Annotated in this window: 20 protein-coding genes; 6 read left to right on the plus strand and 14 right to left on the minus strand. The window is 50.7% G+C overall.

Annotation, left to right across the window (positions count from 1 at the left end):
* Positions 1 to 531 precede the first annotated feature (531 nt).
* Positions 532 to 2,490: a M23 family metallopeptidase gene (locus BMZ51_RS04870; RefSeq protein ID WP_074881829.1), complete on the plus strand. Its 1,959-nt coding sequence runs from the start codon at positions 532 to 534 to the stop codon at positions 2,488 to 2,490.
* Positions 2,491 to 2,534: 44 nt separating this feature from the next.
* Here the strand turns inward: BMZ51_RS04870 and BMZ51_RS04875 are convergent, their stop codons facing one another.
* Together BMZ51_RS04875 and clpB are read right to left on the minus strand one after the other, a co-directional pair.
* Complete coding sequence (locus tag BMZ51_RS04875) at positions 2,535 to 3,134, minus strand: DUF998 domain-containing protein (RefSeq protein ID WP_068008622.1); 600 nt, start codon at positions 3,132 to 3,134, stop codon at positions 2,535 to 2,537.
* Positions 3,135 to 3,280: 146 nt separating this feature from the next.
* A complete protein-coding gene (gene clpB, locus BMZ51_RS04880) occupies positions 3,281 to 5,860 on the minus strand; it encodes an ATP-dependent chaperone ClpB (RefSeq protein ID WP_068008619.1) in 2,580 nt (859 codons plus the stop codon).
* A 207-nt stretch (positions 5,861 to 6,067) separates the two neighbouring features.
* Between clpB and BMZ51_RS04885 the strand changes: the two genes are divergently transcribed.
* Positions 6,068 to 6,838: an MOSC domain-containing protein gene (locus tag BMZ51_RS04885; RefSeq protein ID WP_068008617.1), complete on the plus strand. Its 771-nt coding sequence runs from the start codon at positions 6,068 to 6,070 to the stop codon at positions 6,836 to 6,838.
* Positions 6,839 to 6,957: 119 nt separating this feature from the next.
* Here the strand turns inward: BMZ51_RS04885 and BMZ51_RS04890 are convergent, their stop codons facing one another.
* The 5 genes from BMZ51_RS04890 to BMZ51_RS04910 form a co-directional block, all read right to left on the minus strand.
* Positions 6,958 to 7,731 carry a DUF4167 domain-containing protein gene (locus tag BMZ51_RS04890; RefSeq protein WP_074881831.1) on the minus strand — a complete coding sequence of 258 codons (774 nt, stop codon included), beginning with the start codon at positions 7,729 to 7,731 and terminating at the stop codon, positions 6,958 to 6,960.
* A 409-nt stretch (positions 7,732 to 8,140) separates the two neighbouring features.
* The gene (gene prmC / locus BMZ51_RS04895; protein ID WP_068008614.1) at positions 8,141 to 9,025 is read right to left on the minus strand and encodes a peptide chain release factor N(5)-glutamine methyltransferase; all 885 of its coding nucleotides are present in this window, start codon (positions 9,023 to 9,025) and stop codon (positions 8,141 to 8,143) included.
* Positions 9,025 to 10,098 (minus strand): peptide chain release factor 1, encoded by a 1,074-nt coding sequence (gene prfA / locus BMZ51_RS04900; RefSeq protein WP_068008612.1) that lies wholly within the window; start codon positions 10,096 to 10,098, stop codon positions 9,025 to 9,027. The genes prmC and prfA overlap by 1 nt, the downstream gene beginning before the upstream one ends.
* Positions 10,099 to 10,180: 82 nt before the next feature.
* A complete protein-coding gene (gene ptsP, locus BMZ51_RS04905) occupies positions 10,181 to 12,445 on the minus strand; it encodes a phosphoenolpyruvate--protein phosphotransferase (protein ID WP_068008609.1) in 2,265 nt (754 codons plus the stop codon).
* Positions 12,446 to 12,542: 97 nt separating this feature from the next.
* Positions 12,543 to 13,793, minus strand: coding sequence for an aspartate kinase (locus tag BMZ51_RS04910; protein ID WP_068008607.1), 1,251 nt, complete (start codon positions 13,791 to 13,793; stop codon positions 12,543 to 12,545).
* A gap of 156 nt (positions 13,794 to 13,949) precedes the next feature.
* Here BMZ51_RS04910 and ubiG point away from each other — a divergent pair, with 156 nt between their 5' ends.
* From ubiG to BMZ51_RS04925, 3 genes are all read left to right on the plus strand, one after another.
* Positions 13,950 to 14,726 (plus strand): bifunctional 2-polyprenyl-6-hydroxyphenol methylase/3-demethylubiquinol 3-O-methyltransferase UbiG, encoded by a 777-nt coding sequence (gene ubiG / locus BMZ51_RS04915; RefSeq protein WP_068008604.1) that lies wholly within the window; start codon positions 13,950 to 13,952, stop codon positions 14,724 to 14,726.
* Between the two features lie 32 nt (positions 14,727 to 14,758).
* On the plus strand, positions 14,759 to 15,466 hold the full coding sequence (locus BMZ51_RS04920; RefSeq protein WP_074881834.1) for an alpha/beta fold hydrolase: 708 nt from the start codon (positions 14,759 to 14,761) through the stop codon (positions 15,464 to 15,466).
* A 219-nt stretch (positions 15,467 to 15,685) separates the two neighbouring features.
* Positions 15,686 to 16,255, plus strand: a complete 570-nt coding sequence (locus tag BMZ51_RS04925; RefSeq protein ID WP_068008598.1) for a phasin family protein — start codon at positions 15,686 to 15,688, stop codon at positions 16,253 to 16,255.
* 73 nt (positions 16,256 to 16,328) lie between these two features.
* On the opposite strand, the gene BMZ51_RS04930 is transcribed toward BMZ51_RS04925, so the two are convergent.
* From BMZ51_RS04930 to BMZ51_RS04945, 4 genes are all read right to left on the minus strand, one after another.
* Positions 16,329 to 16,901 carry a DUF1178 family protein gene (locus BMZ51_RS04930; RefSeq protein WP_068008594.1) on the minus strand — a complete coding sequence of 191 codons (573 nt, stop codon included), beginning with the start codon at positions 16,899 to 16,901 and terminating at the stop codon, positions 16,329 to 16,331.
* Positions 16,898 to 17,752, minus strand: coding sequence for a carbon-nitrogen hydrolase family protein (locus BMZ51_RS04935; RefSeq protein ID WP_068008623.1), 855 nt, complete (start codon positions 17,750 to 17,752; stop codon positions 16,898 to 16,900). Before BMZ51_RS04935 ends, BMZ51_RS04930 begins: the two co-directional genes overlap by 4 nt.
* 48 nt (positions 17,753 to 17,800) lie before the next feature.
* Positions 17,801 to 18,064: a glutaredoxin 3 gene (gene grxC, locus BMZ51_RS04940; protein ID WP_068008591.1), complete on the minus strand. Its 264-nt coding sequence runs from the start codon at positions 18,062 to 18,064 to the stop codon at positions 17,801 to 17,803.
* Between the two features lie 157 nt (positions 18,065 to 18,221).
* On the minus strand, positions 18,222 to 19,067 hold the full coding sequence (locus BMZ51_RS04945) for a ComF family protein (RefSeq protein WP_068008589.1): 846 nt from the start codon (positions 19,065 to 19,067) through the stop codon (positions 18,222 to 18,224).
* Between the two features lie 126 nt (positions 19,068 to 19,193).
* Between BMZ51_RS04945 and BMZ51_RS04950 the strand changes: the two genes are divergently transcribed.
* The gene (locus tag BMZ51_RS04950; protein ID WP_068008585.1) at positions 19,194 to 20,078 is read left to right on the plus strand and encodes a methyltransferase domain-containing protein; all 885 of its coding nucleotides are present in this window, start codon (positions 19,194 to 19,196) and stop codon (positions 20,076 to 20,078) included.
* On the opposite strand, the gene BMZ51_RS04955 is transcribed toward BMZ51_RS04950, so the two are convergent.
* The 3 genes from BMZ51_RS04955 to BMZ51_RS04965 form a co-directional block, all read right to left on the minus strand.
* Positions 20,079 to 20,294, minus strand: a complete 216-nt coding sequence (locus BMZ51_RS04955) for a Flp family type IVb pilin (RefSeq protein WP_068008583.1) — start codon at positions 20,292 to 20,294, stop codon at positions 20,079 to 20,081.
* 29 nt (positions 20,295 to 20,323) lie between these two features.
* Positions 20,324 to 20,728, minus strand: a complete 405-nt coding sequence (gene mutT, locus BMZ51_RS04960; RefSeq protein WP_068008580.1) for an 8-oxo-dGTP diphosphatase MutT — start codon at positions 20,726 to 20,728, stop codon at positions 20,324 to 20,326.
* 78 nt (positions 20,729 to 20,806) lie between these two features.
* Entirely contained in the window at positions 20,807 to 21,583 is a 777-nt protein-coding gene (locus BMZ51_RS04965; protein ID WP_208979306.1) for a GNAT family N-acetyltransferase, read from the minus strand.
* Positions 21,584 to 21,608 lie beyond the last annotated feature (25 nt).

Consider the following 21,608-nt stretch of genomic DNA (forward strand, 5'->3'; position numbering starts at 1 on the left):
TGTCAGTTATTCCGTAACAGTAACTTGTTGCCAAGCTACTCGCGAATAACCGCCGTCCACGTTTCTCTTCCTATCATATTCAATTGTCAATGAACAAAGACTTGCGCCTTAATATCCAGAACTACAAAACCTTAAAAAGCCCCGTAATTCCTTCTGTTTTTTAACCGCTTGAGCCGCCCTGTGTGCGCCGCCCCGTTGGTGTGGAGCGGGTTATAGGCCCCTATTCGAACTCTGTCAACGAGCCTTGCAACAAAACTTCGAACTTTTCACAGTGTTGGGGAAAGTTTTTTTCATATTCCGCAGCCCCCCAATTAGTATGGTGCTCAAATCCGCAATTCAGCCGATAAAATCACTCGTTTCCGATTAATTCGATATTTCTATAAGTTTTCAGAGTATCAGCGACAAATTCCAGCCGTATTTTTCTTTCATGAGTTGTTCCCATCTTCAGCATTGTTTATCAATCGTATAAAGATGACGCAGATCCTTTGCTGCAGATGATCTCTGCCGACTTGGGGAAAGATAAGTAGCTCAATGAATTCTGGTAGGTTCCATTTTAATGGAAGACCGAACATCAATCTTGGCAATGAACCTGCCTTGATGGTGGATAGTCTTACAAGTTCGTCTGACCAGCCCGCACGGCTCAATGGCCGCTGGTTGATCGGAACGATCCTCACAGGTATGACCTCTATCGTTTTGATGGGAGGCGCGCTTATGGCTGCGCTCGACGGTCAATATACCTATAGCACCGCCGGGACACATTTAAGCAGCACTTCCGATCTTGCGCCTCAGCATAATTCCGGCGGGAAAGGGGATCGACTTAACTCTACGAGCAGTGACTTCTCCAACAAACACGTCATTGAAGTGAATACGGTAACCCGCATCGATGGTCGCGACCATGTAAAGGCGAAGCCATACGCTCTTTTAAGTGCAAGCCTTGATAGCTTCAAAAAACAAGAAACAGCAGCTGACATTCCACCGTTTGATCCGATCACTATGTATCAGGGAGAACAGGTGGCACCGCTACAGGTCGCGAGTGACGCAATCTACGGCGCGGACATTGAAGGTGAAGTATCTATCTCTCAACGAGACTTCCCGCTTGAGTCCATGAGTATGGTCGCTTTGCCTGATCACAGGGAAGAGGCCGTTCAGGACCAGGTTAAGAAAGCCGCGATGTTCATGCTCGACAATTCCACGGACATTGCTGCGGTCCAGAGCCTTGAAGATTTTGATGCAGGCTTCGCTCCACTCTCTGAACAACAGTTTGAGAACATCGAAGTTCGGATCACCGAGGAAAATGTTTCGTTCCAAGCAAAGTCCAGAAAAACTTCACAGGCCAACCAGATCGAAGAACGCATCGTTCCGATCCTGACACAAACTGACTTTATTGACGTATTGCTGGATGGTGAGGCCTCCGAAAAGGAAGCTAATGGTTATATCAGCGCGTTCTCTGATAATTTTGGCATCAAATCCATCAAGGCTGGACAGATTTTCCGCCTCTTCCTCAACACCGACGAGTTTGATGAGGATGAAGGTATTTTGCAGCGGGTCAGCATCTACGAAAATCAACGGCATGTAGGAACAATTGCGCGTAATGATGAAGGCAAATTTGTTGTCGCGCCAGAACCATCCACTCAGATGACAGCAGATGCCTTTGCATCACAGCAGCAGAATTCAGTAGGGCCTAGAGCCACCTACTATGATTCAATTTATCAGACCGGATTGGAAAACGAAGTTCCGCAGTCTCTTATTAAAGAGCTCATTCGCATTTACTCTTATAGTGTTGACTTTAATGCAGCCGTTAAGAGCGGGGATGAGATCAGCGCACTCTACGGCTTGGACGCTGATGAAAACACCGGCGCTTCGGAAATTCTGTTCACCTCCATTACAGTGAATGGCCGCACACATCGTTTTTATCGCTTCCGCACCCCAGACGATGGTGTCGTCGACTACTATGATGAAGACGGTCAGAGCGCCAAACAATTTTTGCTACGCAAGCCCATTGCTGCTGGTCGCTTTACCTCCGGTTTCGGCATGCGCCGCCATCCGGTCCTAAAAACGCGCCGCCTTCATACGGGAACGGACTGGGCCGCACCGCGCGGAACCACAATTTTCGCAGCAGGCGATGGCATTATACAAAAAGCAGCATGGTCGGGTGGGTACGGAAAGCGCGTTGAGATCAAGCACGCGAACGGATACGTCACCACCTACAATCATATGACCCGCTTTGCGCCTGGCATTCAAGCTGGCCAGAAAATAAGACAAGGCACCGTCATCGGGTATGTGGGCACCACAGGCCTTTCAACCGGTAACCACCTTCATTATGAAGTGAAGGTCAATGGCCGCTTCGTGAACTCACTCAAGATTAAGGTTCCTCAAGGACGCGTTTTGGAAGCGAACGTGCTGGAGAACTTTAAACGCGAAAGAGATCGCATCAACGCACTCATGGAGACAGGACGCTCCGGTCAGCGTGTTGCCTCACTTCGGAACTGACCTCTGTTCACCAAATGGATCTCACTACTAAAAAGCAAGTAACATCAAGCTACTTGCTTTTTATGATAACGCTTGCCCATCAGGATCACGAAAAACCAGAGGTAGATGCCAGTCTCAAGCACACGTTGCATGAGGCCATTGAAAGTGGTTTCAATAGAGAGATTGAAGAGCATCGCCATTAAGATCAGGCAGGGCACAATCCAAAAAGGCCTTTCATAGACCGCTCCAGACAATATGCTAAGACCAACAACAGCACAGAAATACGCGAGAAACCCAGCAGCCATGTGAATGAGCTGACTTTGGGTTGGGTCAGCGGTACTGCATTCAAAATCACACGGAAAGAAAGCAGCAACAGCAATCAGTATTGGGTAACCCGCAAAAACTAGCAAACCAAAACATTCAGCGCGACGACGCATAAGGTGAAAGAAGCAAATCACAAGGCAGGGTAAAAGAAGCAGCTCAGCCATTGCGAAACCCCAAAGATTCACAGCGGCTCCAAAAGGAGCACCAATTGCCCCAAGCTCACTCATGAACTGAGAACTATGGCTGTAATCTGGGTAGGTTGCCCCGCCAATTGCAACGGCTGCCACAAGCCAGAGATAGCTTAGGGCCGCAAACGAAATCGCAATTCCAGTTTTACTCATGGCCACCACTAACCAAGAAATTTAGTGCCCCAACTTCAATCTACACAACTAAGCACAAAAAACATGCGTTAGAAAAGCCCTTATGGAATGCCCAACAAAAAGGGCCGGAAAATCCGGCCCTCTTCTTTAACTCATGATCAAACCTGTCAATCCGCTTCAAACAGCAATCGATCCGTCCCGTTAGTTACCTTGATCCTCTGCCCGTCGGACAAGGAACCGGAAAGCAGCATCTCAGCAAGCGGGTCCTGCACTTGCTTCTGAATCACGCGCTTCAAGGGGCGTGCACCATAAGCAGGGTCATACCCTTTTTCGGCAAGCCAACCCATAGCGCCATCATCCAGTTCAAGCTCCATTTTTCGGTCGTCCAGCAACTTCTGCAAGCGGGCCAGTTGAATTTCAACGATCCGGGACATCTGAGTCCGTTGCAAGCGATGGAACAGTATAATCTCATCCAGACGGTTCAGGAACTCTGGGCGGAAATGAGCCCTCACGGAATCCATCACCGGGCCACGCATCGCTTCAGCATCCTCTCCCTCACCTTGTGCCGCGAGAAACTCGGAGCCAAGGTTCGAGGTCATGATGATAAGCGTGTTGCGGAAATCCACAGTCCGCCCCTGCCCGTCTGTCAAACGACCGTCGTCCAGCACCTGAAGCAGAACGTTGAAAACGTCCGCATGTGCTTTTTCCACTTCGTCGAACAAAACAACCTGATAGGGGCGGCGACGAACGGCTTCGGTCAGCACTCCGCCTTCTTCATATCCAACATAACCTGGAGGTGCGCCAATCAAACGAGCAACGCTGTGCTTCTCCATGAATTCAGACATATCCACGCGAACCATCGCGGTTTCATCATCAAAGAGGTAGCTGGCAAGTGCCTTGGTCAGCTCGGTTTTACCCACACCAGTTGGGCCGAGGAACATAAACGAGCCAATTGGCCTGTTTGGATCCTGCAAACCGGCACGAGACCGGCGAACCGCTGTTGAAACAGCGTGAACGGCTTCCTGTTGACCCACAACACGTTTGGCAATCTCATCTTCCATGCGAAGCAGCTTTTCGCGCTCACCTTCCAGCATCTTATCAATCGGTATGCCGGTCCAGCGGGCGACAACCTGAGCAATGCTTTCACTGCTCACGGTCTCGTTTAGCATGGTGTTGTCGACATCTTCTGCAAGCTGAGCGTCAGCAAGCTTCTTTTCCAGATCGGGAATAACGCCGTAGCTCAACTCCCCTGCCCGGGCCAGATTGCCGGTTCGTTGCGCTTGCTCCAGCTCAGTTCGCGCTTCATCCAACTGCTCTTTAATCTTCTGCTCACCGCTGAGCTTATCTTTTTCAGCTTGCCAGCGCTGTGTAAGCGCATTGGATTCCTCTTCAAGGTCAACCAATTCTTTTTCAAGGCGTTGAAGCCGGTCCTTAGTGGCTGCATCATCCTCTTTTTTCAAAGCTTCACGCTCAATCTTCAGCTGAATGATGCGCCGGTCCAGCTCATCAAGCTCTTCAGGCTTTGAATCCACCTGCATCCGCAAACGGCTTGCCGCTTCGTCAACAAGGTCGATGGCTTTATCAGGTAAGAAACGGTCTGTGATATAGCGATTAGAAAGAGTGGCAGCTGAGACGATTGCACTGTCTGAAATACGAACACCGTGATGAAGCTCGTACTTTTCTTTAATACCACGCAGAATTGAGATGGTATCTTCAACCGTAGGCTCGCTGACAAACACAGGCTGGAACCGACGGGCCAAAGCCGCATCTTTTTCAACATGCTTGCGGTATTCATCAAGCGTGGTTGCACCAACACAGTGCAGTTCGCCACGCGCAAGCGCGGGCTTCAGCAGATTGGAAGCATCCATCGCTCCATCTGTTTTACCAGCACCAACAAGGGTATGCATTTCGTCAATGAAGAGGATCACACCACCGGCAGCAGCCTGCACTTCGTTCAAAACACCCTTAAGGCGCTCTTCAAATTCGCCTCGATACTTCGCGCCAGCAATCAACGCGCCCATATCAAGCGCAAGCAAGTCTTTGTCTTTGAGACTTTCCGGCACATCACCATTCACGATGCGCAGCGCCAGACCTTCTGCAATCGCCGTTTTACCAACACCTGGCTCGCCAATCAGCACCGGGTTGTTTTTTGTGCGCCGGGAAAGCACCTGTATTGCACGGCGAATTTCTTCATCGCGGCCAATCACAGGGTCAAGCTTGCCATCGCGGGCAGCCTGCGTCAGATCCTGCGCAAATTTCTTTAGCGCATCATACTGGTTTTCAGCAGATGCAGAATCTGCCGTTCGCCCTTTTCGCAGGCCATTAATGGCTTCATTCAGCCCACTTGGTGTAACTCCGCCCTGTGCAAGCGCTTTGCCGGCCTGACTTCCTTTGTCCAGCGCCAAAGCCAACAGCAACCGTTCAACAGTTACGTAACTATCGCCAGCTTTTTCGGCAATTTTCTCCGCCTGTTCAAAAAGACGTGCAATTTCAGGCGAAAGATACAATTGCCCGTTTCCGCCACTCACCTTGGGAAGAGCAGCAAGGTCCGTTTCAATCTGGAGACGCACGTCCTGAGCCCGCCCCCCTGCTCGTTCAATCAAACCGGCAGACATCCCTTCGCTATCATCTAGCAAGACTTTAAGGATGTGAGCGGGAGTGAACTGCTGGTGCCCTTGCCCCAGAGCATATGTTTGCGCTGATTGAATGAATCCACGCGCCCGTTCGGTGTATTTTTCAAAATCCATATGTATCTCCTATGTGCTGCATCACCCGAAGCATGACCAAGCATTTTGGGAGGATCCGAGCCTCTATAAAAGCACCCGAAGCAGGAGGCGTCCCCCTGCATTCTTGATATAGTGGTTCTATCTGCCGACAAAAGAGGGTAGAAGCAAGGTCTTGTAACAAACCTATGTTTTTCATAGTTTCCATCAGTTTAACCAGCGGAAATTAAAATGACTTTTTCGCCTGCGCATATCACCGCACTTGCAACACACCCTGTCAAAGGCCTTACTGCCCACCCACTTCAGGTGACTACTCTACAAGCTAAAGCTGTCTTTCCGCTGGATCGCGCATACGCCATAGAAAACGGCCCTTGCGGGTTTGATGCAACTGCTCCCAAACATATTGCAAAAAACAAGTTTCTGGTGCTCGCGCGCTTTGCCGACGTTGCGCAGGTTAAATGTACTTATGACCTTGAAACGAAAACGGTGACGCTGTCCAAACCAGCTGCCGCAGATGTTACACTTTCATTAGACACTAAGGATGGACAAGAGCAGCTCGCGGCATATTTCACTGAACACATGGGGAATAAAGCTGCCGGACCACTCAAAGTCCTACACTGCGACAACCACGCGTTCACCGACACGGCTGAAAACCTCGTGCATGTTGTCAATCTTGCAAGCGTCAAAGCACTCTCACAAGCTGTTGGCACCGAGCTTGACCCAAAACGTTTCCGTGCAAACATCTATGTTGAAGGCCTGCCTGCCTACGAAGAATTTAATTGGGAAGACAAGAAAATTCGATCAAGCTCAGGCGTAGAATTCAGGTTTGTAAAAAAGACCCGACGTTGTGCCGCCATCGACGTAAATCCAGACACAGCTGAGCGCGACACAAACATCAACAAAGCACTCTACGATTCACTTGGTCACACCAATGTCGGCATTTATCTGGAGCTTGTGAACGGTGGCGTTCTTTCCGTCGGCGACACCCTCATAGTTGAGTAAGGCTTCACCCTAAGCTCCCATCACATGTCACCAAAAATAAAAAACCCCGCATTTTAAAGCGGGGTTTTCAAATAGTATTCCTAGAAACCAGCAAAGCTTCTTGCTTAACGCAGAAGTGTTCAGCTTTCACCATCTCCCGTGGTTTCCAGTGTGGTAGGTGCCGCTCCATCCTCAGCCGGAACACGAGCAGCGCGACCACGCTGCGAACGTGCAGCCCGAGGTGTACGTGCACGCGGTGTACGACGTGGTTTAAGAGCTGACTGATCGCCTTCTCCAGCCTCAGACGCATCGGCAGCTGGGGCTGCAGGAGCTGCTGGGGCCGCAGGAGCCGCAGGAGCCGCAGGAGCTGCGGAAGACGGCGCTGGCGTGCGGCGAACACCGCGACCACGAGTACCGCGAAGGCGGCGGCGTGGCTTTTCTTCATCGTCGTCACCATCTGCAGACACATCCGCCGAAGCTTCCATGCTGCCATCAACTTCAGGAGCGGAGTTGATAAACGGCTGAGGCGTATCAAGACCAATTACCGGCTGTGTCGTTGTGACTGCACCGTCTGGCTCTTCATTTGCCGCAGCAGCGTTTGATGTTTCAGCAGCAACAGGCGCGGCTTCATCTTCTACGCGAGTAGGAGGAGCCGATGTCTGCGAGCTCTGAGGTTGAGCAGCAGCGACAATACGCTGATAATGCTCTGCATGCTGATAGTAGTTCTCGGAGGTTATACGGTCTCCGGAGGCCTGAGCGTCACGCGCAAGTTGCTGGTACTTTTCAGCAATATGCAATGCGGTACCACGGATTTTTACATCCGGTCCATTTGACTCAAAGGAACGTGTCAATGGATTTGGAGCCTTACGCCCCCGCCCACGCATGCGCTTGTTATTCTGATTTCCTGGTCTCATCCTGCCGTTAACTTTCCGGAATAGCAATAGAACCTATCTTGAGGTCCAAGGGAGTATGTTTTCCCAGATTCCAAATGCCGTTAATAAGCCTGCATGTTGATTAAGCCAAAGGCCGTCAACATCGGAATGCAATCGCACTCGATCATATAACTGCTTCAATGCGATATCCGACATCCGATAGCAGCAATACAAATGCATTGCTCTCTCAGTTCTACGATACGAAGGGTCGCTCAACTATCTGCTTTGAAACTATCAACCGACGTCTCTGCAAGGCTCGTCTCACTATAAGTGAGTGCCCATCCCCATCGTTTTCAGCTTTTCGCTGGTATCGCTTGTCGGCGAGATGAAACTATCTCGTTCCGACGCATTTTCCAAGGGGTTTTTTGCAGATTATTGAATTCTTCTCCAATCATGGAAAAACTACAACAACAACCCTTGGCTGACCTGCTAGATCACGCTCACAACGAACCTCCAATCCCACGAGTTCCCTCGTAAGGTTTATAAGCTCATTAGCTTGATCAAACCCGATCTCCATTAGGAGTGCGCTATTTGTCTTAAGAACTCGTTTAGCGTTACCTATCAATTCTTTATAAGCAGTAAGACCATCCACGCCACCATCCAGCGCCAGCATCGGGTCATGCTGCTTTACTTCGTGGCTCAGGCCCTCAATCACAGCACTGCGAATGTAAGGCGGGTTACTCACAACAAAGTCAAATGATCTCGCTAACGGGTCAAGGTAAGAGCCGCAAACCGTTAAAAATCGCTTCAAAACATCATTATTTGCTGCGTTTTGTCGCGCTGTTTGCAGAGCTTCTTCACTTACATCAACAGCAACACAGACTGCGTTGGGTAACTCGCTCAGCAAAGCAATAGCAACTGCACCAGTCCCGGTGCCGATATCTGCAAAGACCCAAGGCTTATCCAAGCCCCCATGTGCCTGACAAAAAGCAAGCGTTGCTTCAATCAGTGTCTCAGTGTCGGGGCGAGGCTCAAGCGTTGCCGCAGACAAGGAAAACTCAAGCCCCCAAAATTCTCTTTTGCCAAGGATGCGGCCAACAGGCTTTCCGGCAAGTCGCTGCTCAACATATTTGCTGATCTTTGCATGAGCTTGCGCCGAAACACCCTCGTCATAATGAAGGGCCAGGTTCTTTGGCTCGTATCCACTTGCCTCGGCGACCAATACACGGGCATCAAGGTCGGCTTCCGCGAGCTGCGCATCACGAAACAGGCCCCTAACGTTAATGTACAACGCCTGCACGTTGGCCAGCTTAGACAGCTCAAAAAGGCTGGACATCAAAGTCCTTCGGCTGCGAGCAGATTGGCCTGATGGTCCATAATCAGCGCCTCAATCACTTCACGCGTTGCTTCACCAGCCATCATCTGGTCCAACTTATACAACGTTAGACCGATACGGTGGTCCGTCACGCGCCCTTGAGGGAAGTTATAAGTGCGAATGCGCTCTGAACGATCTCCTGAGCCAACCTGAACACGACGCGCTTCTGTACGCTCGCTAGCAGCTCTCTCACGTTCAACATCATAAATTTTCGCGCGCAACAACTTCATTGCGCGGTCTTTGTTCTTATGCTGAGAACGCTCATCCTGCACAGCAACCACAATACCGGTCGGATTATGGGTGATACGAACAGCCGAGTCAGTCGTGTTCACGTGCTGACCACCAGCGCCCGATGCACGATAGGTATCGATACGCAGATCCGCCGGGTTGATGTGCACGTCCACTTCCTCCGCCTGCGGCAGAACCGCGACTGTGGCTGCAGAGGTATGGATACGTCCGCCAGATTCTGTTTCTGGCACGCGTTGTACACGGTGAACGCCAGATTCAAACTTCAGCTTACCAAACACTTCTTGGCCAGTGACCGCTGCGACAATTTCTTTAAAGCCACCCATGTCCCCATCAGAGGAAGACATGACCTCAACTTTCCAGCCATTCACATCTGCAAAGCGTTGGTACATTCGGAACAGATCGCCTGCAAACAGCGCGGCTTCATCGCCGCCGGTACCTGCCCGCACCTCAAGAATAACATCATGAGAATCTGCTTTATCCTTCGGAAGCAAACCAATGCGAACTTTCTGGGTAAGCTCTTCTACGGCATCAACAAGCTCGTCGCGCTCAAGCTGCGCAAGCTCTTTCATCTCCGCATCACTTTCTGGATCAGACAAAAGTGACTCAGCGCCATCTAGCTCACTCTCTGCTTTACGAAGAGCACGGATGATCTGTACGATTGGATCGAGTTCTGCATAGTCACGCGAAAGTTTTACGTACACATCCGGTGCAGGGCCGGAGGCCATTTCAGCCTCAATACCTTCAAAGCGAGCTAGCAGTGTATCTAATTTTTCTGGCGCCAGCATTTCGCGGCAACTCCTTAAGCGATTGGCAACGAAGCAAATGAGCAGCTAGCACCTTTGGCTGCAGCAATCAAATTTGCGTTGCTTATACCGGAATATTGTTCTCGGATGCAAAGTTCGTCAAGAACTCGCGGATTTCATCCGTTCCATTACCAGCTTCCAGCTTTACCAGCAGTTGCTCTGAGAGAGCAGACAGGTCCAAAGTCCGCAACATTGCCTTCACAGGACCAATTGAAGCTGGAGACATAGAGAGGTTTCTATACCCAATGGCGAGCAAAGCCATGGCAGAAAGCGGCTGACCACCAAGCTCTCCACACAGGGTCACCGGTGTGTCCATCTTGTCGCCAACAACAACAATCTTGCGCAATGCACGCAGGAAACTTGCAGACAGAGCCTCAAAACGCTCAGCAACCAAGGTATTCCCACGATCAACAGCATAGAAGAACTGGAACAGGTCATTGGAGCCGACAGAGACGAAGTCTACTTCCTTGTAGATTTCGTCGAGCTGATACAGCAAGGCTGGCACTTCAAGCATCACACCAAGCTTCAGATCTTTTGGCGTGTCGTGTCCATGTTGGCGCAGATGTTTCAGCTCGCGTTCAACATAATCGCGCGCCTGCTGAAACTCAGAGACATCAGCAACCATCGGGAACATGATGCGCAAAGAACGCCCCGCCCCTGCATGTAGCATTGCTCTGATCTGTGTGCGTAACAGGCCCGGACGATCCAGCCCGAAGCGGATCGCACGCCAGCCCATCGCCGGGTTTTCTTCCTGCGCCAAACGCAAGTAAGGCAGCACCTTATCGCCGCCAATATCCAGCGACCGGAATGTCACTGGCTTGTCACCAGCCGCATCCAGCACACGAGCGTAAAGGGCGTGCTGCTCCTGCATTCTTGGGAAAGCAGAAGCCACCATGAATTGCAATTCCGTACGGAAGAGCCCGACGCCATCAGCTCCGGCATCTTCCAGACTTGGAAGGTCAAACAGCAACCCGGCGTTCAGCAGGAGCTTAACTTCTATTCCGTCCTTAGTAATTGTCGGTTCATCACGAAGCTGGCGATAAACCTCCTGGCGCTTGGAACGCAGACGCACTTTATCCGCAAAGGCCTGCTCAACATCGCTGGCCGGACGCAGGAAAATCTGGCCGATTTCACCATCGACAATGATGGCATCACCTGATTCCACCAGTGAAACGATGTCTTCCACCTGACCGACAGTCGGAATACCCAACGCGCGCGCCACAATGGTAACGTGACTTGTAGGACCACTTTCTTCCAGGACGAGACCACGAATACGATCCCGGTCATAATCCAACAGCTCTGCCGCACCCATGTTCCGCGCAATGAGGATTGCATCCTTCGGCAGCTCATCTTCACCACTATGGTTCTTACCCATCAGCTCACGAATGAGACGGTGGGCCAAATCATCAAGGTCATGAAGGCGCTCACGCAAATACGGATCTGTCTGCCGAAGCATCTGAGCACGTGTATCGCTCTGAACTTTCTCAACAGCTGCTTCAGCCGTCAAACCATTGCGGATCGCTTCATCGATTTTCCGAATCCAGCCGCGGTCATAGGCAAACATCCGGTAAGCTTCCAGAACCTCACGGTGTTCGCCGTGCTGCGAGAACTCCCCACTTGCCAACATATGGTCAAGAGATTGGCGCAGCCGTGTAACTGATTCTTCTAGACGTTTCTTTTCAGTATCCGCATCCTCGGCAATCAGATTGGTGATCACAACGCGCGGTTCATGAAGAACCACATGTCCCAGACCAATACCATCAGCAAGAGCAACGCCCTTAAGGTGCATAGGTCGGATCACGTCAATTGTCGTGCCTTGTTGTGCAATAGCTTCCAACTCACCCGCCGCGACCATCTCCGCGATCACCATCGCAGTGGTCTGCAGGGCTTCCACTTCGTCTTCGAAGTAAGTCCGGTGGTCTTTGTTCTGAACAACAAGCACGCCAAGCGTACGGCCTGCACGCAAGATAGGAACACCGAGGAAAGAGTTGTAATTTTCCTCGCCCGTTTCAGGACGGTAGGCAAACGCTGGGTGCGCTTGCGCGTTTGGCAAGTTCAGCGGTCGAGCGTCAGAGGAAATCAAGCCCACAAGACCTTCACCAACCTTCAAAGAAGTCTGGTGAACTGCATCTTTGTTGAGGCCCTCTGTCGCGTACAGCTCAAGAACCCCATCCGCACGCAATATGTACACGGAACACACTTCCGCAACCACATTTGCCGCGATCAGATGTACAATCTTGTCGAGCCGTTCCTGCGCATTAATCGGCTCCGCCATCACTTCACGAAGCTTACGGAGGAGTACGCGCGGTCCGGCCAAGCTGCTGCGCATGCTCCGCCCTACCTATAATTCTACAGGCCTTTTTAGCAGGCCACGTTGTGCCTTGGAATCTGACCAAGACACAACAATATTCTCAACAGTAGGAAGCCTAGCCGTCAAGTCCGTATAGCGAATGAAGAGTACGAACCGCGAGTTCCGTATATGCGGAATCGATCAAAACAGAGATTTTAATCTCAGAAGTCGTGATCGCACGGATGTTAATCCCCTTCTCAGCCAGCCCTTCAAAGCACTGTGCCGCAACACCAGCATGCGAACGCATACCCATGCCGATAACGGAAACTTTTACAACATCAGTCGCGCCTTCGATATTCTCGAAACCGATTTCGTCCACGTTCTCCTCAATTACCTTGCGCGCACGCTCGTAATCGCTCTCAGGAACGGTAAAGGTTATATCAGTCGTCTTTCCATCTGGAGAGATATTCTGAACGATCATGTCTACATTGATGTTGCCTTCGGCCAGCGGGCCGAACACTCTGGACGCAATGCCAGGCTTGTCATCAACATTACGTATAGAAATCTGAGCTTCGTCTTTTGAATAAGCGATGCCTGTGACGACTTGTTGTTCCAAAATCTCATCCTCGTCGCAAATGAGTGTACCTACAGGTGATCCGTCAGCGCTGATCTGTGGCGCATCTGGGTCATCAAAGCTGGAGCGCACAAATGTGCGAACGCCGTGAACCATTGCCATTTCAACAGAACGGACTTGCAAAACTTTTGCGCCAAGAGAGGCCATCTCCAGCATCTCTTCAAACGCAACGCGCTCAAGGCGGGTTGCTTTAGCAACAACACGCGGATCTGTTGTGTAAACACCATCCACATCCGTGTAGATGTCACAACGATCTGCCTGAATTGCAGCCGCAATCGCAACAGCACTTGTATCAGAACCACCACGACCAAGCGTTGCAAGCCTGTTGTCAGGCGCGACGCCTTGAAAACCAGCACAAACAGCAACTTGTCCACGCTCCAGACGCTCGATGAGAGTCTCACCTTCGATGCTCTCAATGCGCGCTGCTCCATGGGATTCGTTCGTGCGGATCGGGATCTGCCATCCCTGCCAGGACCGCGCGTCCACACCCATATCTTGCAACACAATCGCCAGCAAACCGGACGTTACCTGCTCACCTGAAGCAACCACCGCGTCATATTCACGTGCATCATGCAGCGCTGCGGCTGACTTTGTGTACCCAACCAGCGTGTTTGTCACGCCAGCCATAGCCGACACCACCACGGCAACCTGGTTGCCTGCTTCCACTTCACGTTTCACGTGCCGCGCAACATTTCTGATGCGCTCTAGGTCGGCAACGGAGGTGCCGCCAAACTTCATAACCAAACGGGCCATCGCTTCCCAAATTCCTCCGAGGGCCTATGTGATGAACCGATCATCACTACAAACGGCGCTAATCCATACAACTAGCGCCTCTCTATCGCAACCAGCGGCTTGACAAAAACAGCGATTGGACCCACCAGTACCTGGATGAAAGTGGAGAGTTGAGCTATGAACGAAGCGCAAAAACCAAGCAACGCCGCCAAAAATCAGGCGCCAACGACAATCGACCCAGCGGAAGTTGCGCATTTCTCATCAATTGCCTCAGAATGGTGGGATCCTACTGGAAAGTTTCGTCCTCTCCACAAATTCAGCCCAGTACGTATCTCCTATATTAAAGAGTATGCGTGCGACCACTTCAAACTGGACGAAAATTCTCCTAAGGCATTAGAAGGACTGCGTATTTTAGATATTGGGTGTGGCGGTGGCCTGCTCTCAGAACCCATGGCACGCATGGGTGCAACCGTCGTTGGAGCGGATGCTTCTGAAACCAATATCAAGGTAGCAACACTTCATGCACAGCAATCAGGTTTAGATATCGATTACCGTGCCCAAACTGCTGAATCCTTAGTAGAAGCAGGTGAACAATTCGACATAGTGCTTAACATGGAAGTTGTTGAACATGTCGCCGATGTTCCCCTGTTCATGAAATCCTGTGCAGATCTTGTGCGTCCCGGTGGATTAATGTTCACTGCAACTATCAACAGAACTCTCAAAGCCTATGCACTTGCCATTGTCGCAGCCGAAACAGTGCTCCGCTGGCTGCCCAAAGGCACCCACCAATATGAGAAGCTCGTGCGCCCGGAAGAACTGGAACACCCTCTCAACGCAGCTGGCATGCATATCTACGAACGCTGTGGCGTAAGCTTCAATCCGTTGACAGACACCTGGTCCAGAACAACCGATCTGAATGTAAACTACATGGTAATAGCTCGGAAGCCAGAATAGCAGTCGAGTTCTAATCCAGCCTGAGAATGAAGATGACCGTAACAGCTCCTGCCAATACCATCGTTTTCATTCCCGGCCTCGCTTGTACCGGCGCCGTATTCTCGCACCAGATCGCCTCTCTAAAAGAACACGCAATCATGATTGCCGAGACCTTTGGGCAAGACACGATTGAAGCGATGGCACGTCGCCTTCTGGACCACGCCCCAGAAAAATTCGCTCTGGCTGGCTATTCTATGGGCGGCTATATTGCTCTTGAGACAATTCGAATTGCCCCTGAGCGTGTCGACCGATTGGCATTGATCAGCACAAATGCTCGGATTGATCTCCCTGCACAAACACAGCTTCGTCAAGCACAAATGGAGATCGTGAAGAAGGGTGGCTATCACAAAATCGCAGCCATCCAATACACCCAACTGGTTCATCCAGCACGACATACAGACATTACATTGCGCCAGACCATCGTGGATATGGCGGAGGAAGTTGGGGCAGAAAACTACCTAAAACAACAGCATGCGATCATTAATCGCCGCGATCAGCGCCCCAATCTCTCTTCAATTCAATGCCCCACCATAATCCTGGCCGGTGCTGATGATAAATTACTCCCGCTGGACAGGAGCTATGAGATGCATGAATCAATTACTCAAAGTGAGCTTCATATCCTCCCCCACTGTGGCCACATAGCGCCCTTGGAACACCCAGCCCACACGAACGAACTCATTCAAGACTGGATCAATCGTTGAACATGCTGACTCAATTTTAACCAGCATCTTCAGAAAAAAACCGCTGAAATCCCTTAGAATCCAGAATATCCTTTTGACAAAATTAGCCTATAAACAAGAGGGTTCATGGCGAACGTTATCGGCACGCGAGCTTCTTCCAACGTCTTGATAGCTCGGAAAATGTTGTCTTAAAACCTAAATCGCCGCCCGAGATTTTGATCGGAGTCCGGAGGAAATACCATGCTGAACATCGACAAAGATATAAAAGAAGCAATGGATCGCTGGTCAGTAGCGGCCGATTCACTGCCATGGCAGGGCTGGTTTTGGGCGCAAGGTGGAGATCAATTATCCAGTACTGCGTTGGAGAATGCGATATACAACAACAAAGCAATGCTGGAAAATTGTCAGGCAATACTGAACGCCAATATGAGCTTCCTGAGCAAACGAATGAAAGCCAATACGGATTTCGTTCAGGAAATGTGGAATTGCCCGACAGGCATCGAATTCTCGCACTTGGCAAGCAAATACATGCAACAGGCCTTTGTGGATTGTTATGAGGAGGGCTCACGTCAGGCGGGCCAAGTGTCCTCAACAATGCAAGGCACCCTCTCAAAAACCCAAGAGGCAGCATCTGACGCACTTACAAGTATCGATGACTTAAAGGCGATGGCTCAAGCCAAAACTGCAAAGGCCCCAGCAAAGCCAAGACGCAGAGCACCGCGCAAATCAGCGCCGACACGCAGCCGCGAGAAAAACACAGATACCCCCTCTACGTCACAAGCCTCTGGCGGCAAAGGGGTTACTGCCTGAGTAGCCAGCCAAATAAAAAGGCGCATTCCTGAAGAAGCGCCTTTTGGTTGCTGACTAGAACTGCAGTATCAGATCAGTTTCTGTCCTCTGGCAACACTGGAAGCTGCATGAGGTCAATTCCCTCTTCGATAAGCTCCTGTGCATCGTCCGGGGAAGTTTCACCATAGATTCCACGCTCTTCGCTTTCACCATAGTGAATTTTGCGAGCTTCCTCGGCAAATTTATCTCCAACGTATTCGGAGTTAGATACCACTTGCTTACGAAATTCTCGCAGGGCCTCCACCAGCTCCTTGGCCTTCTCAGGAACTTTCTGCAGGTCTACCGCTGTAGCTGGTCTCGCGACGGGTTGCTCAGAGCTTATTGAGGCATCATTGGTGGGCTTTGGCTGGCTTGGAGCATTGGCACTTTCAGTGGCCTTTGCTTGAACAGCGGCAACAGCTTGCGCCACTTGACGTTCAGCTTGTGCCTTTACCTTGCTTCGCGCCGTTGAAACATTGGGAGCCATGAGGCGTTTTTGAACGGCAGAGCTGTCGCAATAAGGGCAAGTTACCAGACCCAGCTCTTTTTGCTTGTCGTAGTCACCGGAATTACGAAACCAGCCATCAAACTCATGCCCGTTATCACAGGCAAGCGAATAATTAATCAACTGACCATCTCCCCACGAACGGAAACAGTGGCCACCAGAAAGTCACGTGCATTCTCGATGGCTGGAATCCGTTGGCGCGCCTCACCAACTTTTGCCATATCCAGTTCGCCAATCAAAATACCTGGCTCATCGTGGTCTAACTCCGCAATCACCTGCCCCCAAGGGTCAACCATTAAGCTATGGCCATATGTATGACGTCCATCTTCATGAACGCCACCTTGTGCGGCAGTGACGACAAACGCCCCGTTTTCAATCGCACGCGCTCTTTGTAAAACATGCCAATGCGCTTCACCGGTTTGCTTGGTAAAGGCAGCAGGTGCGGTCAGCACTTGGGCCCCAACCTTTGATTGCTCTCGGAAAATCGCTGGCTGACGAATATCATAGCAAATTGCCATTCCAAGCTTCACCGCCCCCATATCAATGACCGGAGAAACTCCACCAGCGCTATAGCTTTCAGACTCGCGCCAGCTTTCTCCATTGGGCAGATCCACATCGAACATATGAATCTTATCGTAACGAGCGACAATCTCACCAAGAGGTGAAATCAGGAAACCACGGTTGGCAAGCCTTTCACCCTCTAGGCGGATTGCCATTGAACCAATGTGAAGCCAGACATTCAACTCTTGAGCAAGCGCACCAAGCCGCTCCAAAAATGGATCATCAGCTTCAAAATTGGACGCCGCCAGTTGGGCTTTGCGGCTACGTTCCAAAACATTGGTCATCTCAGGCGTCTGTATATAAGTTGCACCTTCAGCAGCTGCATCTTTGATCAGCGCCTCGCAGACCTCAAGGTTCTCGAGCGGGTTTATGCCGGTCCTCATCTGGACACATGCAGCCACAAAACTTGTCATCATCACTCACTTTCAAAGCCACGTCACGAAAAGGCTTTCTAAGCTTCTTTAAATATCAGCGTTCAGCAGACCATCCAAATGCCCACGACGCTCAAGCGCAAACAGGTCATCACAGCCACCAATATGCTCCGACCCGATAAAGACCTGAGGGAAGGTATTTGATCCATTGGACTTGGCAATCATTTCCTTACGGATCGTTGGATCTTCGCTGTAGTTGAACTCTTTATAATCAACGCCCTTTTCATCAAGAAGCTTCTTTGCACGAGCACAGTAACCGCACATGTCACGGGTGTAGATTGTAACTTGAGCCATATTTTTTTGTCCTTTGGATACTCATCGAAGGCCAATGCAATTCAGCCATCATAACTGAAGCTTATATGGATCACCCCCGAATAAACCGCAAGCCCACCCCAACTCAAGTTAATCTCATAGCGATGCTGTAAAGTCTGCTACTCAACTCAACAGCTAGTCAGTCACTATACTCACTTACCTTGTCTGGATCGACCAGCGCAAAAACGAGTACATCCACTCGTGCAGCACCTGCTGCTTTCAAGACCCTTGCACACTCTTCTACAGTTGCACCTGTGGTCAAAACATCATCAACCAGCACAACATTTGCCCCGGAAACATTTGGCAGGAAGTCGTCGGACACAGCAAATGCTCCTCTTACATTGGCTGTTCTTGCATCACGCTTTAAGCCAACCTGCTGATTGGTGCGTCTGGTCCTGAAAAGGCCGTTCAATATAAACTGGCAATCCAACCGCGTCCCCACTTCGCGTGCAAGCAAAGCAGACTGGTTATAGGTCCGCTCTCGCAAACGTGCCGTGTGCAAAGGAACCGGGATAAGAATGCTATCAGACTGCAACAGCTCAGTTGCTGCATTGAGCATACAGACTGCAAGGAGCTTCGATAATCTAATCTCGCCATAAAACTTAAACCGCTTAACAAGCTCCTTGGCCGGCCCGTTATAAAGAACAGAGGCGCGTGCCCGGTCATAATCAGGCGGATTAACAAGAGCCGCCGCACTCCAGGCGTTTGGGCCAAGCTCGTAGTGCAATGGAATACCCAACCGCTCGCAATAGGGCGCCGAAATCAGTTCCAGTGTCTGCCAGCAGGAAAGACAGACCCCACCATCGCTCTGAACCAGCTCATCACAAACCGGGCAACTATGCGGAAAAACTGCATTCAAAAGCAGTTGAAGCCCCTGTTTAAAACGACGAGGAAATGCAAGCCTTGCTGTAAGGGGGGCGGAAGTGAGCGGGGCTCTATCCACTGTATCGGGCAACCATTCCAAAGAAGATAACTTGTCGCCCATTCTGGCTCACCGTATATACCTACAGACAGATTAAGCTAACAAAACCTCCTGTGAACATCACCCCATGTTCAATCGGGATACTATTTCCAAGAGTGCACACTGCACCAGCTGGCCAAGGGCGCCCCAATGAGCGAACACATTCTCTTTGATCGTCAACTCATAGCAAAACGGCGCATGGCCGCTTTGACGAAAGCTCAAGATGGTGCTGATTTCTTGATGAAGGCAGCAGCAGCTGACTTGCAGGACAGGCTGGACTTCATCAGCAGGCAGTTTGACTGTGGTGTGGACCTTGGCGGGCACACCGGTCACATTTATGAAACTCTAAAGGCATCGGGTAAGGTCAATAAACTACTGAGAGCCGATATATTTGCAGCCGACCCTAACCTGCCCAAACCAGACCTGGTTCTGGACGATGCGGTTTTGCCATTTGCACCGGAAAGTTTGGACCTGATCGTTTGCGCCCTTAACCTGCAAATGCTCGACGATCTTCCAGGCGCCCTCATTCAAATCAAACGCGCTCTAAAGCCAGATGGCCTCTTTCTTGGCCTGCTCCTAGGAACTGACACCCTTGCAGAATTGCGCGATTGTCTAATGCGGGCAGAAATGGAAGTCAGTGGAGGCGTATCTCCGCGCGTTATTCCGTTTGCAGACACAAGAGATTTGGGCGGACTTCTTCAGCGCGCTGAGTTTGCGCTTCCAGTGACCGACATTGATCGACTTACTGTCAGATACGACACTATGTTTGATTTGATCAAAGACTTGCGTGCAATGGGAGCAACAAATCCGCTCAATGACCGTTTAAAGGCCCCAACCAGCAAAAAAGTCTTTCTGCGTGCTGCTGAAATCTATGCTCAGGATTATGCGGACGCGGACGGTCGCATTCGAGCAACCTTCACCTTTGCATCTTTGTCGGGCTGGGCACCGCATGAATCCCAGCAAAAGCCCCTTAAGCCCGGGTCAGCAAAGCACAGCCTAGCCGAAGCGCTTGGCACAAAAGAAATCAAATCCTGATTATTGGGAAATGACTGTAGACATTGTGTCGGCGAGAAACTCGAAGTTGCCTGAAATAGCAGACCCGATCGCCGTCACAGCAGCAACAATTGCCAAAACAATAAGTCCTGCAAGAATGGCGTATTCAACTGCAGCAGCACCGCGTTCGTCTTCTGTCATGTGGGCGATTGTGAAACCGCTTTTTTGAAACTTAAACGCTTGGTTGCTCAACGCCATTATTTGCCTCTTATTTCCGCAGTCTCCGGCTAATAAGACACGAGGTCGATTAGATGTGGAATCAGCGGTTCATCTGCTGGTGGCATGTCGTAATCACGCAAGCGAACTGCACGTACCCATTTAAGGTTTTGCCCTTCTGCCCCGTGAGGTGTACCCGACCACCGTCTGCAAACGTAAAGTGGCATTAGCAAATGAAAATCTTCGTAAGTGTGGCTAGCAAAACTCAAAGGCGCAAGGCACTCTTTTTTAACCGTAATTCCCAGTTCCTCTGTTAATTCACGGATCAAACAGTCCTCTGGAGTTTCATTTTCCTCCAGCTTGCCACCAGGGAATTCCCAGAAACCAGCCATTGATTTACCTTCGGGACGCTGAGCAAGCAAAATCCGGTTGTCCGCGTCAATAAGTGCGCAGGCCGCGACCATAACAATTTTCATCTTTTTTCCGTCTCAAATAAGGACACTTTGAAAACCTTTGAGAAACCATAACAAAGGTTCGCTGTGAAATTTTACTGATTATATTAAGTCAGGCGGAGTCCGGCAGTAGTGGTAAGCATAGGCTTCTCTATAGCCAAGAGCTTCATACAGCGCGCAAGCAGCAGCATTCTCGGCCACCACCTGCAGCCAGGCAGTTTCAGCTCCCGCTTCTGCGCCAAGTCGCTGCACTTCACACATCAGGGTGTAGGCCAGGCCTTGTCGGCGGTATTCATCCCGCGTCACAACATCAAAGATGCCGAGCATGTCACCATCAATCACGCCAAGCAAAGCTGCAGCAGGTGTACCCTCATGCGTTTCAAGGACAAGACCCAGCAGCTCAACGGTCACTTTGGACAATACCTCAAGCAATGCTTGGTGAGCACTACTCAGCGGAGCGCCGCCATCAGCCCCGGATGCCTGAGCAAACTTATAGATCCACTCATCCAACGGAACTCTGGTCAGTTGAAACCCTTCAGGCACCTCAGTATCACCAAGCCCCCATATAGACCGGCTAAGCACCTGAGTTTCATCGATCCGCGTATATTTTTGAGCGTCGAGCACTTGATCTACATCCTGAGGAACCAGCGGTGTCCAGCGCACATGAAACTTGGAACCGAGCCGTTTAAAGCGCATACGAGCAGCATTTAATCGGCTTTCTGCCTCATCGCAATCATTGGTATCGTAGAAGTTCAAAGAGTTATTTCTGCGCGCACTGCTCCCCGGAGAGATCCGGGAAATCCAGCTTCCATCATGGTGCGCCATGAGGCTGGGAAAGCAATTTATATTTGCCTGCTCCAGCCTGTACAATGTTTCCATATCGCACTTAGGTTGACGAGGTTGA

The sequence above is a fragment of the Pseudovibrio axinellae genome (assembly GCF_900110875.1).
Taxonomy (GTDB): domain Bacteria; phylum Pseudomonadota; class Alphaproteobacteria; order Rhizobiales; family Stappiaceae; genus Pseudovibrio; species Pseudovibrio axinellae.

Coding starts and splice junctions, on each gene's coding strand:
- BMZ51_RS04870 (WP_074881829.1), top strand. CDS start 532: ATGAATTCTGGTAGGTTCCATTTTAATGGAAGACCGAACATCAATCTT.
- BMZ51_RS04875 (WP_068008622.1), bottom strand. CDS start 3,134: ATGAGTAAAACTGGAATTGCGATTTCGTTTGCGGCCCTAAGCTATCTC.
- clpB (WP_068008619.1), bottom strand. CDS start 5,860: ATGGATTTTGAAAAATACACCGAACGGGCGCGTGGATTCATTCAATCA.
- BMZ51_RS04885 (WP_068008617.1), top strand. CDS start 6,068: ATGACTTTTTCGCCTGCGCATATCACCGCACTTGCAACACACCCTGTC.
- BMZ51_RS04890 (WP_074881831.1), bottom strand. CDS start 7,731: ATGAGACCAGGAAATCAGAATAACAAGCGCATGCGTGGGCGGGGGCGT.
- prmC (WP_068008614.1), bottom strand. CDS start 9,025: ATGTCCAGCCTTTTTGAGCTGTCTAAGCTGGCCAACGTGCAGGCGTTG.
- prfA (WP_068008612.1), bottom strand. CDS start 10,098: ATGCTGGCGCCAGAAAAATTAGATACACTGCTAGCTCGCTTTGAAGGT.
- ptsP (WP_068008609.1), bottom strand. CDS start 12,445: ATGCGCAGCAGCTTGGCCGGACCGCGCGTACTCCTCCGTAAGCTTCGT.
- BMZ51_RS04910 (WP_068008607.1), bottom strand. CDS start 13,793: ATGGCCCGTTTGGTTATGAAGTTTGGCGGCACCTCCGTTGCCGACCTA.
- ubiG (WP_068008604.1), top strand. CDS start 13,950: ATGAACGAAGCGCAAAAACCAAGCAACGCCGCCAAAAATCAGGCGCCA.
- BMZ51_RS04920 (WP_074881834.1), top strand. CDS start 14,759: ATGACCGTAACAGCTCCTGCCAATACCATCGTTTTCATTCCCGGCCTC.
- BMZ51_RS04925 (WP_068008598.1), top strand. CDS start 15,686: ATGCTGAACATCGACAAAGATATAAAAGAAGCAATGGATCGCTGGTCA.
- BMZ51_RS04935 (WP_068008623.1), bottom strand. CDS start 17,752: ATGACAAGTTTTGTGGCTGCATGTGTCCAGATGAGGACCGGCATAAAC.
- grxC (WP_068008591.1), bottom strand. CDS start 18,064: ATGGCTCAAGTTACAATCTACACCCGTGACATGTGCGGTTACTGTGCT.
- BMZ51_RS04945 (WP_068008589.1), bottom strand. CDS start 19,067: ATGGGCGACAAGTTATCTTCTTTGGAATGGTTGCCCGATACAGTGGAT.
- BMZ51_RS04950 (WP_068008585.1), top strand. CDS start 19,194: ATGAGCGAACACATTCTCTTTGATCGTCAACTCATAGCAAAACGGCGC.
- BMZ51_RS04955 (WP_068008583.1), bottom strand. CDS start 20,294: ATGGCGTTGAGCAACCAAGCGTTTAAGTTTCAAAAAAGCGGTTTCACA.
- mutT (WP_068008580.1), bottom strand. CDS start 20,728: ATGAAAATTGTTATGGTCGCGGCCTGCGCACTTATTGACGCGGACAAC.
- BMZ51_RS04965 (WP_208979306.1), bottom strand. CDS start 21,583: ATGGAAACATTGTACAGGCTGGAGCAGGCAAATATAAATTGCTTTCCC.